The organism is Streptococcus pseudopneumoniae, assembly GCF_001074975.1.
Taxonomy (GTDB): domain Bacteria; phylum Bacillota; class Bacilli; order Lactobacillales; family Streptococcaceae; genus Streptococcus; species Streptococcus pseudopneumoniae_D.
In genome coordinates this window covers 1-13,259 of sequence record NZ_JUUO01000024.1, presented here as the reverse complement: position 1 = coordinate 13,259, position 13,259 = coordinate 1, and the positions used below count along the sequence as shown (strand labels likewise).

The 13,259-nt window shown below is 39.7% G+C and carries 18 protein-coding genes and 1 pseudogene; all 19 read right to left on the bottom strand.

The features are described 5' to 3' along the window. Positions 1–171: 171 nt before the first annotated feature. The 19 genes and pseudogenes from rbfA to ADI86_RS01035 all read right to left on the bottom strand — a co-directional run bounded on the left by rbfA (position 172) and on the right by ADI86_RS01035 (position 13,173). Complete coding sequence (gene rbfA, locus ADI86_RS01125) at positions 172–522, bottom strand: 30S ribosome-binding factor RbfA (RefSeq protein ID WP_001273601.1); 351 nt, start codon at positions 520–522, stop codon at positions 172–174. Between the two features lie 251 nt (positions 523–773). Continuing rightward, positions 774–3,575 carry a translation initiation factor IF-2 gene (gene infB, locus ADI86_RS01120; RefSeq protein WP_049531430.1) on the bottom strand — a complete coding sequence of 934 codons (2,802 nt, stop codon included), beginning with the start codon at positions 3,573–3,575 and terminating at the stop codon, positions 774–776. A gap of 16 nt (positions 3,576–3,591) precedes the next feature. Beyond that, a complete protein-coding gene (locus ADI86_RS01115; protein WP_049531429.1) occupies positions 3,592–3,891 on the bottom strand; it encodes a YlxQ-related RNA-binding protein in 300 nt (99 codons plus the stop codon). Then, on the bottom strand, positions 3,884–4,177 hold the full coding sequence (rnpM, locus tag ADI86_RS01110; protein ID WP_049531428.1) for an RNase P modulator RnpM: 294 nt from the start codon (positions 4,175–4,177) through the stop codon (positions 3,884–3,886). Before rnpM ends, ADI86_RS01115 begins: the two co-directional genes overlap by 8 nt. Positions 4,178–4,198: 21 nt before the next feature. Continuing rightward, positions 4,199–5,335: a transcription termination factor NusA gene (nusA, locus tag ADI86_RS01105; RefSeq protein ID WP_049531427.1), complete on the bottom strand. Its 1,137-nt coding sequence runs from the start codon at positions 5,333–5,335 to the stop codon at positions 4,199–4,201. A 43-nt stretch (positions 5,336–5,378) separates the two neighbouring features. After that, positions 5,379–5,858, bottom strand: a complete 480-nt coding sequence (gene rimP / locus ADI86_RS01100) for a ribosome maturation factor RimP (RefSeq protein WP_049515952.1) — start codon at positions 5,856–5,858, stop codon at positions 5,379–5,381. 126 nt (positions 5,859–5,984) lie between these two features. Beyond that, positions 5,985–6,620, bottom strand: a complete 636-nt coding sequence (trmB, locus tag ADI86_RS01095) for a tRNA (guanosine(46)-N7)-methyltransferase TrmB (protein WP_049531426.1) — start codon at positions 6,618–6,620, stop codon at positions 5,985–5,987. Further along, complete coding sequence (gene ccrZ / locus ADI86_RS01090; protein WP_000362999.1) at positions 6,617–7,411, bottom strand: cell cycle regulator CcrZ; 795 nt, start codon at positions 7,409–7,411, stop codon at positions 6,617–6,619. Before ccrZ ends, trmB begins: the two co-directional genes overlap by 4 nt. Before the next feature lie 162 nt (positions 7,412–7,573). Continuing rightward, positions 7,574–8,185 carry a CPBP family intramembrane glutamic endopeptidase gene (locus ADI86_RS01085; protein WP_049531425.1) on the bottom strand — a complete coding sequence of 204 codons (612 nt, stop codon included), beginning with the start codon at positions 8,183–8,185 and terminating at the stop codon, positions 7,574–7,576. 30 nt (positions 8,186–8,215) lie between these two features. After that, a complete protein-coding gene (blpZ, locus tag ADI86_RS01080) occupies positions 8,216–8,464 on the bottom strand; it encodes an immunity protein BlpZ (RefSeq protein ID WP_049531424.1) in 249 nt (82 codons plus the stop codon). 41 nt (positions 8,465–8,505) lie between these two features. Then, complete coding sequence (locus tag ADI86_RS01075) at positions 8,506–9,195, bottom strand: CPBP family intramembrane glutamic endopeptidase (RefSeq protein WP_049531423.1); 690 nt, start codon at positions 9,193–9,195, stop codon at positions 8,506–8,508. Between the two features lie 85 nt (positions 9,196–9,280). Further along, a complete protein-coding gene (locus ADI86_RS01070) occupies positions 9,281–9,685 on the bottom strand; it encodes a hypothetical protein (RefSeq protein ID WP_049531422.1) in 405 nt (134 codons plus the stop codon). 28 nt (positions 9,686–9,713) lie between these two features. Beyond that, positions 9,714–10,034 (bottom strand): hypothetical protein, encoded by a 321-nt coding sequence (locus ADI86_RS01065; protein ID WP_049531421.1) that lies wholly within the window; start codon positions 10,032–10,034, stop codon positions 9,714–9,716. Then, positions 10,031–10,276 (bottom strand): bacteriocin, encoded by a 246-nt coding sequence (locus ADI86_RS01060; RefSeq protein ID WP_049531420.1) that lies wholly within the window; start codon positions 10,274–10,276, stop codon positions 10,031–10,033. Before ADI86_RS01060 ends, ADI86_RS01065 begins: the two co-directional genes overlap by 4 nt. 46 nt (positions 10,277–10,322) lie before the next feature. Continuing rightward, positions 10,323–10,679 (bottom strand): hypothetical protein, encoded by a 357-nt coding sequence (locus tag ADI86_RS01055; protein WP_049531419.1) that lies wholly within the window; start codon positions 10,677–10,679, stop codon positions 10,323–10,325. Positions 10,680–10,848: 169 nt separating this feature from the next. After that, a complete protein-coding gene (locus ADI86_RS01050; RefSeq protein ID WP_049531418.1) occupies positions 10,849–11,127 on the bottom strand; it encodes a hypothetical protein in 279 nt (92 codons plus the stop codon). A gap of 190 nt (positions 11,128–11,317) precedes the next feature. After that, positions 11,318–12,355, bottom strand: a complete 1,038-nt coding sequence (locus ADI86_RS01045) for a thioredoxin domain-containing protein (RefSeq protein WP_049531417.1) — start codon at positions 12,353–12,355, stop codon at positions 11,318–11,320. A gap of 166 nt (positions 12,356–12,521) precedes the next feature. Next, positions 12,522–12,891: pseudogene (locus tag ADI86_RS12505) on the bottom strand (immunity protein). A gap of 51 nt (positions 12,892–12,942) precedes the next feature. Then, positions 12,943–13,173 carry a Blp family class II bacteriocin gene (locus tag ADI86_RS01035; protein ID WP_033679712.1) on the bottom strand — a complete coding sequence of 77 codons (231 nt, stop codon included), beginning with the start codon at positions 13,171–13,173 and terminating at the stop codon, positions 12,943–12,945. Positions 13,174–13,259 lie beyond the last annotated feature (86 nt).

Genomic DNA, 13,259 nt, shown 5'->3' with positions numbered 1-13,259 from the left:
TCAAAACACTGTTTTGAGGTTGTAGATAAGACTGACGAAGTCAGTCACATATATAATCCAAGGCGACGTTGACGCGGTTTGAATTTTCAAAGAGTATAAAATAATTTTACTGCTTATATTATACCATAAGGAGGACTGGCAAATACCAAAAAAGAGGGTTACCCCTCTTCTTTAGTTTTTATCCAGATTGCGTAGCATTTCGTCAATCTTGTTTCCATATTCTATGGACTCGTCTTTGACGAAGGTCAAATCTGGGATTTTGTACAATTTCAAATTGCGACCTAGTTCACGTTTAATGGTACCAGTTGCTTTTTCAAGCCCGATTTGGGCTTTTTGATTATCCGAAGCAAGGTTACTCAAAATGGTGTAGTAAACCTTGGCAACAGACAAGTCTCCTAGCATCTGAACATCTGTGATGGTTACACCTTGGACACGCGGATCACGGACTTTCTTTTGCAAAATCTCATTGACTTCACGCTTGATTTCCATGCCCACACGATCCGTACGGAAGTGATTTGCCATGATATTCCTTTCTCTACTTTGAACCAAAAGCTAGGCCAGCAGACCTAGCTATTTTTAAACTTCTTGATTTTCATTTCAAATTGAAACGAAGTTCAATTTGAAATCATCTGCTTCTTTCGCCGTGGTGAAAGTGATGGAACTGATTTATCAGTCCCATCACAGGGGATTTTTGAGACTCTAGGCTCAAAAATAAGCAATGAAACCATCGGTTTGCTTGCGTCCCTCACCACCTAAGGAAGGAGCAAAAAATCTTATCTCTTAATTTCTTCCATGATATAGGCCTCAATCACATCATCCATCTTGATATCATTATAGCCGTCAATCATCAATCCACCTTCACGACCGTTTGTAACTTCTTTGACGTCGTCTTTGTAGTGTTTCAAGCTTGCAAGTTCACCGTCATAGATAACAACACCGTCACGGATAACACGGACTTTAGAGTCACGGGTAACCTTACCGTTGATAACCATGAATCCACCGATAGTTCCCACTTTAGACACCTTGAAGGTTTCACGAATAACTGCTTCACCGATAACTTTTTCTTCAAATTCTGGATCAAGCATCCCTTTCATGGCTTCTTCCATCTCTTCGATAACCTTGTAGATAATGCTGTGGAGACGGATTTCCACATCGTCAGCTTCAGCTTGTTGACGAGCTTGTGGTGTAGGGCGTACGTTGAAACCAACGATGAAGGCATTTGAAGCTTCGGCAAGGGTCACGTCTGATTCGTTGATGGCACCGACCGCTGAGTGGACGATGGTCACTTTAACACCTTCCACATCGATCTTCTGAAGTGAGGCAGAAAGGGCTTCAACAGAACCTTGTACGTCGGCCTTGATGATAACGTTAACAGATTTGAGTTCACCAGCTTTAAGCGTATCAAAGAGGTTTTCAAGGCTGACACGTTGGGTAGCTTGACGTTGTTTCATAAGGGCACGTTTGGCACGTTCTTCACCTGCTGCACGCGCAGATTTTTCATCTTCGTAAACGGCAAAGTGGTCACCCGCCATTGGCGCTTCATTCAAACCTGTGATAGAAACTGGTGTTGATGGACCTGCAACCTTAACACGACGACCAAGGTCATTGGTCATAGCACGGACACGACCGAAAGTATTTCCGACAACGATTGGGTCTTGAACATTCAAGGTACCTTGTTGAACAAGAAGGGTTGCGACCGCACCTTTTCCTTTATCCAAGCGCGCTTCGATAACTGTACCGATAGCACGCACTGTTGGGTCTGCCTTGAGTTCTTGGATTTCAGCCACAAGAAGGACTGTTTCCAACAATTCTTCGATGTTTTGGTTGAATTTAGCTGAGATTTCAACAAATTCAGAATCTCCACCCCAAGCAGTTGACATAACACCATGCTCTGCCAATTCACCGATAACGCGTTCTGGGTTGGCACCCGGTTTATCAATCTTGTTGATGGCAACGATGATTGGAACGTTGGCCGCTTTTGAGTGGTTAATGGCTTCGATAGTCTGAGGCATAACCCCGTCATCTGCCGCTACGACCAAGATCGTAATATCGGTAACAGAAGCACCACGCGCACGCATAGATGTAAAGGCCGCGTGTCCCGGTGTATCAAGGAAGGTAATCTTCTTGCCATTTTCCACGATTTGGTAGGCACCGATATGCTGAGTGATACCACCTGCTTCACCTGTCGCAACGCGAGAGTTACGAAGGGTATCCAAAAGAGTTGTTTTACCATGGTCAACGTGTCCCATGATGGTTACAACTGGTGGACGCTCAACCAATTCATCTTCATTGAGATAACCATCTTCGACAAAGAAACGTTCGATGTCGGCATTATCCACTTCAACTTTTTGTTTGGCTTCGATACCATAATCCACCATGAGGAGTTCAATTGTTTCCCCATCCAAGGATTGGTTTTGTGTGGCCATGACACCCATCATAAAGAGTTTCTTAACGATTTCAGCTGGTTCACGTTTGATACGTTTTGCGATTTCCGCAACGGTCATACCATCTGTATATTCAAATTCTGTTGGCAATTCATGGAATTTGCGCTCCGTAACAGGTTTTGGAGTCTGATTACGGTTGTTCTTGTTATTGCCTTTTTTGTTCTTTTTGTTGTTATTCCAGTTACTATTCTTTTGATTTCTCACTTGATTTTGACTACTTCGATTCTTTTGTTGTTTTCTAGGACCATCTTCTTCGTGATCATAATCGTCACGATTTTTGTCTGGTCGAGCTTGTTTTTTACGACGTGTATCCACTGCAGCTTCTTTTTTCTCAGGGACGACTTCAACCACTGCTTGAACTTGTTGTTCTTGTTGCGCTTGTTCAGCTAACTTAGCCACTTCTTCAAAGATTTCCTCTGGCTCCTTGCGTTTGTTAGCTTGGGCCAAGGCTTCTTTGGCAGCCTGAGTCTGTTTGAAACGTTCCTCACTTGAACGGGCATATTCTGCATTTTGTTCTGCTTTTAAGGCTGCTGCACGGGCTTTAAAGTCAATACGTGGAGCCGCTTGATTTGGACGTTTGTCCTCTTGTTGACGGCGCTCGTTTCCACGATTTTGCTGACCTTGCTGTTTCTTAGCTTGGTCATTAAAACGGCGATTGTCGCGGTTTCCTTGACCTTGTTTTCCACCATTACGGCCGTCGTTTTTCTGACGGTTCCCGTTTTGTTGCTGGTCACGGTTATTGCCCTTATTTTGCTTGCGTCGTTCTGCCTGCTCTTTAGCACGAGCTTCACGCTCAGCCTTAAAATTACGGCTTTGCGGTTTAGCTGCTACTTTTTCTGTTTTAGGAGCGACTGGCTCAGCCGGTTTTGCCTCTTCCTTAGCCACAGCTGGTTTAGCTGGCCCAGATTTTTCGGCTTTCTTTTCTGCACTTGCTTTTGGTGCTGCAGGTTTTGCTTCTTCTTTCGGAGCAGCTACAGTCTTAAAGCTGGCAGCGATTTTTGCAGCGACAGCTTCTTCCACACTTGATGAGTGGCTTTTCACATCCAAGCCCAACTCTTTTGCACGCGCTACAACTTCTTTACTTTCTTTTCCAAGTTCTTTTGCGATTTCGTACAATCTTTTCTTAGACAAATCATGTCCTCCTCTTCTATTCCATAAGAGACCTCATTTTCTTTGTAAATCCAGCATCTGTTACAGCCAAAACCTTTCTCGATTTTCCGACTGCTATGCTTAATTCCAGTGTTGAAAACACGGTTACAATTTCTACTTGATAATAATGACTTTTATCTTGAATCTTCTTGGTCAGATTGGGGCCAGCATCATGGGCTAGAAAGACCAACTTGGCCTTGCCGTCTTGAATGGCCTTGACCACCAATTCTTCACCCGATATAATCCGCCCTGCTCTCTGAGCAAGTCCCAAGAGATTGCTTAACTTTTGCTTATTCAAGTCCTAACTCTCTTCTTTTCACTTTGTGATCCACATAAGCGACCAACTCGTCATAAAAGCTTTCATCCACTTCCATGCTAAAGCTACGGTTAAAGACCTTCTTCTTTTTCGCCTCTAGGGCTTCTTTATTGTCTAGCTTGATATAAGCGCCGCGGCCATTGGCCTTGCCTGTTGGATCGATAAAGACTTGTCCTTCTTTGTTTTTGACAATACGGAGCAAATCACGCTTATCAATCACTTCATTGGACACAACAGACTTGCGCAAAGGGATTTTTCTTGTTTTCATCTTTCCCTCCTCTAGCAGCTTTTATTCTTCTACAGTATCGTTTTCTGCTTCCAACTCTACTGAAGCAGCTTCTTCCATGGCTTCAAATTCACTAGCAGACTTGATATCAATACGGTAACCAGTCAAGTGAGCTGCCAAGCGAACGTTTTGCCCACGACGACCGATAGCAAGAGAAAGCTTGTTATCAGGAACAACCACCAAGGCACGTTTGCTGTCGTTTTCATCAAAGATAACTTGGTCAACTTCAGCAGGAGCGATAGCGTTGTAGATAAATTCAGCTGGATCAGCTACCCATTCGATAACGTCGATGTTTTCTTCGATTGGCACCATACGGTCGCTCTTGGCATCGTAGCGAGCTGGGTGGAATTTGCTAGTAATCTTCTTGATATTCGCTCCACCACGTCCAACGATTGTACCAATAGCGTCCACGTTTGGATTATGACTGCGAACGGCAACCTTAGTACGGTCACCAGCTTCACGAGCCACGCTCATGATTTCAACAGTTCCATCATAAACTTCTGGAATTTCTTGCTCCATCAAGCGTTTGATCATTTCTGGATGGCTACGGCTAACAAAGACGTTGACACCGCGAGGGTTGTCTTCAACCTTGTAGACATAAACTTCGATACGATCATGAGAAGCAAAAACTTCTCCAGGGATTTGGTCTTGTTTTGACAATTGGGCTTCAATGCTGCCAAGGTTGACATAAATGAAGCGGTTGTCAAAGCGTTCTACTGTACCAGACATGATTTCTTGCTCATGTTCTTTGTAAGTATTGTAAGTAATGGCACGTGTTTGCTTGCGCATTTTTTCCATAATGGTTTGTTTAGCAGATTGGGCTGCTACACGACCAAACTCAGCAGGTGCTTCTTCAAACTTGATTTTGTCTCCAAGTTCATAGGCTGAATTAATGGCAAGAGCATCTTTCAAGCTGATTTCCAAACGGCTATCAAATACTTCATCAACCACTTCACGGACAGTATAAACTGTAAAGTCACCTGTTTTTTCGTTGAAGTCAATAGCCACGCTATCAGATTGACCATAGCGTCTGCGATAAGCGGAACGAAGCGACTCTACTACTGCGTCGATGATATCTTCTTTTTTGATTCCCTTGTCTTCTTCCAAAATGCGGAAGGCCTCTAGCATTTCTTTACTCATGTTTTCTTCACTTTTGAATCCTCAAAAGCTATCCTTTCTTTTTCTATAATTTTACTGCTAAACGTGCTTTTGATACTAAACTGTATGGAATTTGGACAGTTTTCTTACGTGTCTTGTCCATATATTCCATGGTCAACTCGTCCTCTTCGAAGGCCACCAAGGTTCCTTCAAAGACCTTTTGCTTATCGATGGCTTGGTAGAGCCCGACATGGATGTATTTCCCAACCGCTCCAGCGACAGCATCCTTGGTTTTCAAAGGACGTTCCAAGCCTGGACTGGTGATTTCTAGGAAATATTGTTCTGGGAAGGGATCTGGCTTGATGGTGTCTAGGACAGGACTGATAATTTCTGTCAAGTCTGCCGTGTCGTTCAAGGTAATTCCTTCAGGTTTATCTACAAAAATACTGAGAATCATGTCACTGCCAATCTTTCCATACTCGATATCCACAAGTTCGAAAGGTGCTTCTATGACAGGTTCTACAACTTCTCTGACTAATTCTACAATTGTTGCGATTGCGTCCACCTCCTCATAAGCAAGAGGCGAAGATATTTCCCCGCCTCACTTTCTCATATTCTTACTCTTAGTATAGCACGTTTGCCAACTTATGTAAAGCAAAAGCACTTATATAGCCTGATTTCAGGCTATTTCTTAAAATTCTGCCTCAACTCGGTAGATAACTTGCCCCTTGTTGGAGAATTTTTGCTCGTATTCTGTCATGACATTGCCTTCAAAATCACTGGCATGTAAGTCTAGCCAGACACCATTGAGTTTCATGCCATACTGAGAAAAGCTCACTAGGCTGTACTCAAACAAGCCACAGTTATCTGTCTTGAAATGAATTTCTCCATTTTCAGGCAAGATACGCTTGAAGGTATCCAAGAAGGTCTTGTAGGTCAAACGACGCTTTTCATGGCGTTTTTTAGGCCAAGGATCTGAAAAGTTCAGATACAAACGATCAATCTCACCGTCTTCAAAGTAGTCAGTCAAGTCAGAACCATCTACCCACAAAAGCTTGATGTTAAGCACTCCAACTTCAAGCACCTTGTCCAAAGCATAGCTCAAAACAGACTTTTGAATATCAATCCCGATATAGTTGATGTTAGGGTTTTGTTTAGCCATACCTGAAACAAAGGCACCCTTTCCACTTCCTACTTCCACATGAATAGGATTATCATTTCCAAACAAGTCCCGCCATTTTCCCTTTGCTTCCAAGGGATTGAGGACCACATACTGGGGATTTGCCTCTAGTAATTCTGTCGCCCCTTTACGATTTCTAACTCTCATCTTCTCTTTCCATACTTGTCTCGGAAGTGACGCAAGCCATGGATCTCCCGATTGACATTTTCTAAATCTTGGTTCATATAATACTTGGAAATCTGGCTCAAATAAGACAATTGACCGTACCAATACAATTTATTTAATACCGTTTGATTGTACTTGTAACCGTAGTAGGTCAACCATTCCTTCCACTGATGTTCTGGAATATAATGGCAGAGCATATGGGCCACATCAAACATGCGATCGGTCAAGCGAACCGAATCCCAATCTACCAAATAAATCAAGCCACTATCTGTCTCAATCCAATTACTATGTCGTACATCTCCATGGACAATGGTCGCATGGTCCTCTCTAAATCCTGGAATAGTCTGACGTAAATCAGCCATCACTTCACTGATAAAATGATTTTTACGCAAAGCATCTGGAGCCGTTTCTTGCCAAGACTGGAGTAAATCTACAGGTGTTTCCATGGCATAGCCCAAACGACTCAACTGTGTCATCAAAGGACGTGAGCGATGAAGACGGGTTAAAATATTGACGATTTGTTTACGATTCATATCATAGGGGGTCAATATCTTGCCTGTCAACCATTCTTGAGCACACATATCACGCCCATCTGCCAAACGGCGACTCCATAATAATTGTGGAGCAATTTGTTCTCTAGCTAGACCAGGTAGGATTGGAGAGGTGTTCATTTTTACAAAGATACGCTTCCCATCAGGATAGCTACCCATATAAGCCTTGCCACTTTTCCCAGGTATGGGAGTCAGTGTTAGCTCATTATCACCCAAATCCATTTCTTTCCTCCGTATAAAGTTTCCTTACTATTCTACTAGTTTTTGGCCTATTCGTCAACCGCTCCACACCCGATTCTCAAAGAAAAGCCTCTCAATTGGCTTGGGCTATCATTATGGAAAGAAAAAGGCAAGCACCGTCTTCTGCTTACCTTTTCATGATTTTTATAAATAATATAAGAGTGGCCAACTGTTGTAAAACATGTGGACTAGAGTAGAAACCCATAAGTTTTGGCTCTTTTTATAAGCAAAGCCCAGCAACAAGCCCCCAAGTAGATAAAAAATAAACGAAGGGACATTAGAAGGTCCATGCATGAAAGAAAAGAGAGAGGAAGTTAGCACAAGCCCTAACCAAGAGTTGTCAAAAACCGCACCTTGAAGAAGTCCTCTGAAAATGAGTTCCTCCTGGATGGGGCCAAAAACTGAGGTAGTCAAAATCAAAGACAGAGAAATCCCTCTGCTGACTTCCGCCAAGTGTTGAACTCCCGCGCCAGAAGAAATAGCGAAGAAATGAATATAAACCAGCGTCTCAAGCACACTTAGAAGAAAGATTGCAATGAAAAGTAAAAGTTGTTTCCTGCTTAACATCCCAAAAGAAATCATTTCAAACTTTCTAGCATAAGCAACACTCAGCGAGGTTACTAGAAGACTTACAATAATCAATGCAGTTTCATTTTGAAAAAAATCCCCATGGTTAATCGTATAAGGAACTGTAATGACGATTATTAGTACTAAAAATCCAAAGCACAAGGCATGAAATTTATCAAAAAACTCCATAAAATTATCCTCCTCACCAAACAGACTTTCCTACAAGTCATCCTTGAGCTCTAGTCTTTCCATAACAAACCATTTTAGTAACCAAAATCCGACAACATAACCAGCCCCTAAGAAGATAGCCATTAAAGCTAGCATGGGATTTAGGAAATAAAAGGCCACAACAGATACAAAGGTTATAACAAAAACATTAAAGGCAATGGTGTCAGAAGCCAAAACTAGAATATAGGGTGTCAACCAGTCTAAGATTTTTGAATCTAGGAAAAATAAGTGTTTATACATGATAACCTCCTCTATGGCTGAAAAGCAAGCCTTTTGATTTTTTACCCCAAGACCCTGTGTAAAAAAGTCAGAAAAAATGGTAAAGTCGCTACAATATTATTAATCACATGCACCGCATAGGATGGATAAATGCTCTTGGTATAGCGGGTCAAACCAGCAAAGATGATTCCAAATGTTGTAAAAATGAAAATATCTAACAGACTAGGCAGACTTGAAAAATGAGGAAGAGCAAACAAAATGGAAGGAAGAAGCAAATCAAGACCAAATCGCGAATGTTTAAAGAAAGCATGTTGCAACAAACCCCTATAGATCAATTCTTCCATCAGTGGCACTAGAAAGAACAAAGTTATATAGATACCTAGCTCGGCAAAGTTGGTCCCACTATAACCGATCAATACGGCCCAACCTTCAGCAGTTGACTGAGCATGTTTAGCTGTCTGAATATTAAAAAATATATGAGCTACCGCTACTAATACTGTCAAAATCGAATACCAAAGCCATTTTTTTCTTGGAATATGAAAGAGATAGCCATGGCCTGTCTTAACCAGAATCCAAATCATGACCCCGCTAAATAGCAAACTCAAGATATTTCGAATCCAGAAGAAATTTCCTATCTGAGAAGAAAATTGCCAATAATTTTGGACTATAAGCGTTAGCTGAGAAAGGCCAAATACGAAAAATAAGTAAGACAAGACTGCACTTGTTTTGAAGAGAAGCTGATACTTTTTCATAGAAATCCTTCCCACTATCTACAAGACAGTAACTAGCCTAGTACCTCCTCTTGTCAGGCTATAGACTAGTCGCATATAAAGCAACCTACTTTTTATAATACTTCAAGCCCCAAATGAGCAGAAGCATGATAAGCAAGCAGAGAATAGCGCCAATATAGGCTATTAGTTGTTGGTAGGATTCTCCTGCTGTGATCCCTCTATACAAACAGATAATAGACATAAAACCTGTCAAACCAATGAACATCAGTTGATTGGTTCTAGGATTAACCAAATCATCATCTTCAAACTTTCTTATCCTCATTTCTCTAGTGAGGTAAACAGTGACCAAAATAGAAGCCAAGTTAATAACCACTAAAAGAAATTGGAAAATTAAAGAAAAATTTAAAAACTGACGAGATAGAAATAGATAAGTAGAGACAAGTAAGGGCAACTGCCCTAGGAACAATCTCGCAAGGAAGATGGTCCGTTTTTTTAAAAATATTTTTTTCATTGCTTTCTCCATTACAATTAAATGATATCTAATCATTTTCTAAAATTTGATAACTTTTGTGAAATGTTTTAGCAGAAACAACTCTATGATTGGTGACATCTATATAATCACCTGGATAACCAAGAACATACATTCCATAACCAGCGAATCCTCCTCCAACTGTTCCAACTAGACCAAACTTGATATTCGTTGCGAGAGAAGTGTTGAGACCTGCCATTAGAATGCGCACATGATTATCCAACCAAACCATATAATTTTTTTGAAAAGCTTCCTCTACCCAACTGGGTTTAGGAGTTGCTTGACCAATTTCCCAAACATCAACAATTTGATTCCCATATTTTGCCTTCATAGCTTCAATCCTTTTTTAATACCATTACATGAGTTTGGAGTTCCCCCTATACCATATGGACCACATGGTTTTGAAAAATGTATAATAGGCCACTTACCATTTAATTGATCCAAAGTTGGAGAAGGTGCTAGCCCACCCAATAAACCAGCAATCATATCTCCCCAACCTCCGAAACCTCCTTCAACGCAAGCAAGCATATCAGTAGCCATCATTTCAAATTGTGACATCGTTTTTGTATTCATAGGGAATTTAACAACGTAAAGATCTAAAATCTAAAACCATTCACCCTTACTTCCGTATGTTTTCATATATTCTCATAATCGCAACAAGAATAGCAGCTGTCCCACTTGCCAAAGCGATAAGGGTAATAATAATGTTTAGGATTTCAGGCGTCCTCCCTATTCTGTTGATAAGACGGAGTAGGGATATAACTGTCAGCTGAATCAGGAGTATTGATTCTACTCTTACCATTGAAGTAAGTCTGTTTTCAACTGCATATAAAAAGGCTGGTAACATAACACAGGCTATAGCAATCACAAACAGATTGCTTCCTGTTTCTTCTCCCTTGTTCACCACGGAAATCATGAGAAGATTCGATGCTATAATCAACGTAGAGCAGAGGATAAAAAAGGATTTCTTATTCATATAGGATACCTCATATACTATGGCAAAAGTCAAACTGGATAAAGAGAAACTTTATCTGTTAGCTTCTACAAATTGAAACATTGTTTTTGTATTCACATGGGATGCTTCTTTGTTACTTCTTTGTTACTTCTTTTTCCTTGCCATTTTTTACCCCTTTATTTTACATTTTTTAGTTCTGCTTGTTGTTTTTTTCTTCCTCTTCGTCTTCTTTTCTTTTATTTTCTTTATAATCGTTCAGCATTTCAAAACCTTTATCAAAAGCAAAAAAACCTAAACCTAAAGAAAACGGCGCTCCGACTATTTCTATAACTTTTGCCCACCTTGGCCCAAAATCTTCTGAAAAATAAGCAAGCGCACCGACGGCTACAACTGCTAAAATTAAAAAATATGCTCCAAAATCTGCACTTTCTGTTACTCTAACTTTTTCTGTTCTACTATTTTTACTCATGATAATTTTCCTTTCATTTTCGATTTTCTACTTCAGCTAATACTAACTATTTACCATTCATTTCATATACAATTACAATCTTTTATATATAAACTAAATACATCTATTTCCTCACTCGTGTCTATAGGCAAATGTTAGCTATATGTTATTACAAACAAATAGTATCATTTCACCTGTTTACCATCTATTTTTATTTATGAATTTTTTGTTTTACTTTAATCATTATAGAAGCCATAAAAAACGCGACAGCTAGCCGAATCAGTTGGTAACTTTCTTCCTCTCCTGTTTTCGGTAATAATTTTTCATTCGAAGTAATAGATTTGCTTACATAATCAGTCCCCTTAACATCAATTGAAGGAGTTTTATTTTCTTGAGCAACATCAAAAATAGGTTTGGGAGTTTCCAATTGATTCTTATTGTCTAACATTGCTAAATTGCCAGATTGAGTAGTTTTAGCTTCAGAAGTTGAGTTTGTACTCTCCACTTTCCCACTATTTTTGCTATTAGAATTGGGATTAACATTGGATATTTTCATTTCAGTTCTTTTTTCATCACTCATACCTTTGCTGTCACTTACAACTTTATCACTAATACTCATGCTGTCACTTCTAGTATTCTCATCACGGACACTTTCAGTTACTGTTTCCTCAGAAGATTTCACTGTCTCCGTTTGCTTAGGTGAGTTTCTCGAGTACATATAATCATACACCTGTTGTGCAGTTGCTCCGCCACCAACCCATCCAGATATCGGATGTCCATTTTTTAAATACAAAATTGTTGGTGTTCCTGGAATACCGACTTTTTTAAATAGAAACTCTCTCGCTTCCCCATCAAAATCCTTACCATCCAAATCATAATACTCTAACTTCTTTTCAATCAAGTTATTAAATTCTTTCAATTCAGGAGAAAATTGACGACAATGAGAGCAAGTTTTTCTACCAAAATAAATAGTATGTTCCAATTGATCCTCTGTAAAAGATTGACGTACAGCTTCAATATCTATCTTTTTAAAGTCCGTAACATTCTTCTCATACTCTTCTGGGGTTACAACAGAAGGCTTATGCTCCACCTTTTCCTTAGCCGATGGCAAATCTGGTGCCACAAGAGAACTATCATTCGCCTGGATAGATGAAGTAGTAGGATGTTCTTCTGCATATACAACACCCGTAGTAATAGATGCAAATACAAGTGGTACAAGTAATAGCGATTTTATCTTTTGATTCTTCATAAGAATACTCCTTTACATTTGTTATCTTTATCTTACCTTATTTAAGATTACAAATTCATCTAAATCTTAAATGGTCATCGAAACATCTTGAATTGCAAAAAAATTCATTATAAAAGGGTAAGTATTGCGAAAACACTTACCCTTTTCTTTTATACTTCATTAAGCTCTACTTTTTATAATACTTCAATCTCCAAATGAGAAAAAGCATAATAATCAAGCAAAGAATATCACCAATATAAGCGATTATTTGTTGATAGGATTCTGCTACTGTGATACCTCTATACAAATAGATAATAGACATAAAACCTGTCAAGCCGATATACATAAGTTGATTGGTTCTAGGACTAACAAAATCATCATTTACTTCTATTTAAGATCATGTCTTTTATGCTAATGTATGTTAACACTAAAAAACAAGTTAGGCCAATAATATTCAAAATGAATAGCAATGGGGTTAAGTCTCTAAAAAAATTAGCCACTGACATTATAATAAATACTAAAAATACTATAGTTGAAACTATCTTTTTCTTGTTCATAATTATTTACTCCATTCCAACTAAATTCAGCTTAGTAATGAAGAGCGATTTTTAACAGAAGGTAGCAGCACCCGTTGCCCCCCCACCCCAAAAACCAGCAGCAGCTCCAGATACAGTACCAATGATAGGTAGCGTTACAGTGCCCACAGCACCACCAGCAACTCCTCCAGTCAATGCACCTCCAACTACACCGAGTCCACATTTTATCCAACCGCCACCTTCAATACAAGCAAGCACATCAGTATCCATAATCTCAAATTGTTCCATCATTTTTGTATTCATGACAAATACTCCTTTTTTATTTTTATAGCAAAATGAACCAAAAACAGTACACAATGTGGTATAATCTTCTTATGGCATATTCAATA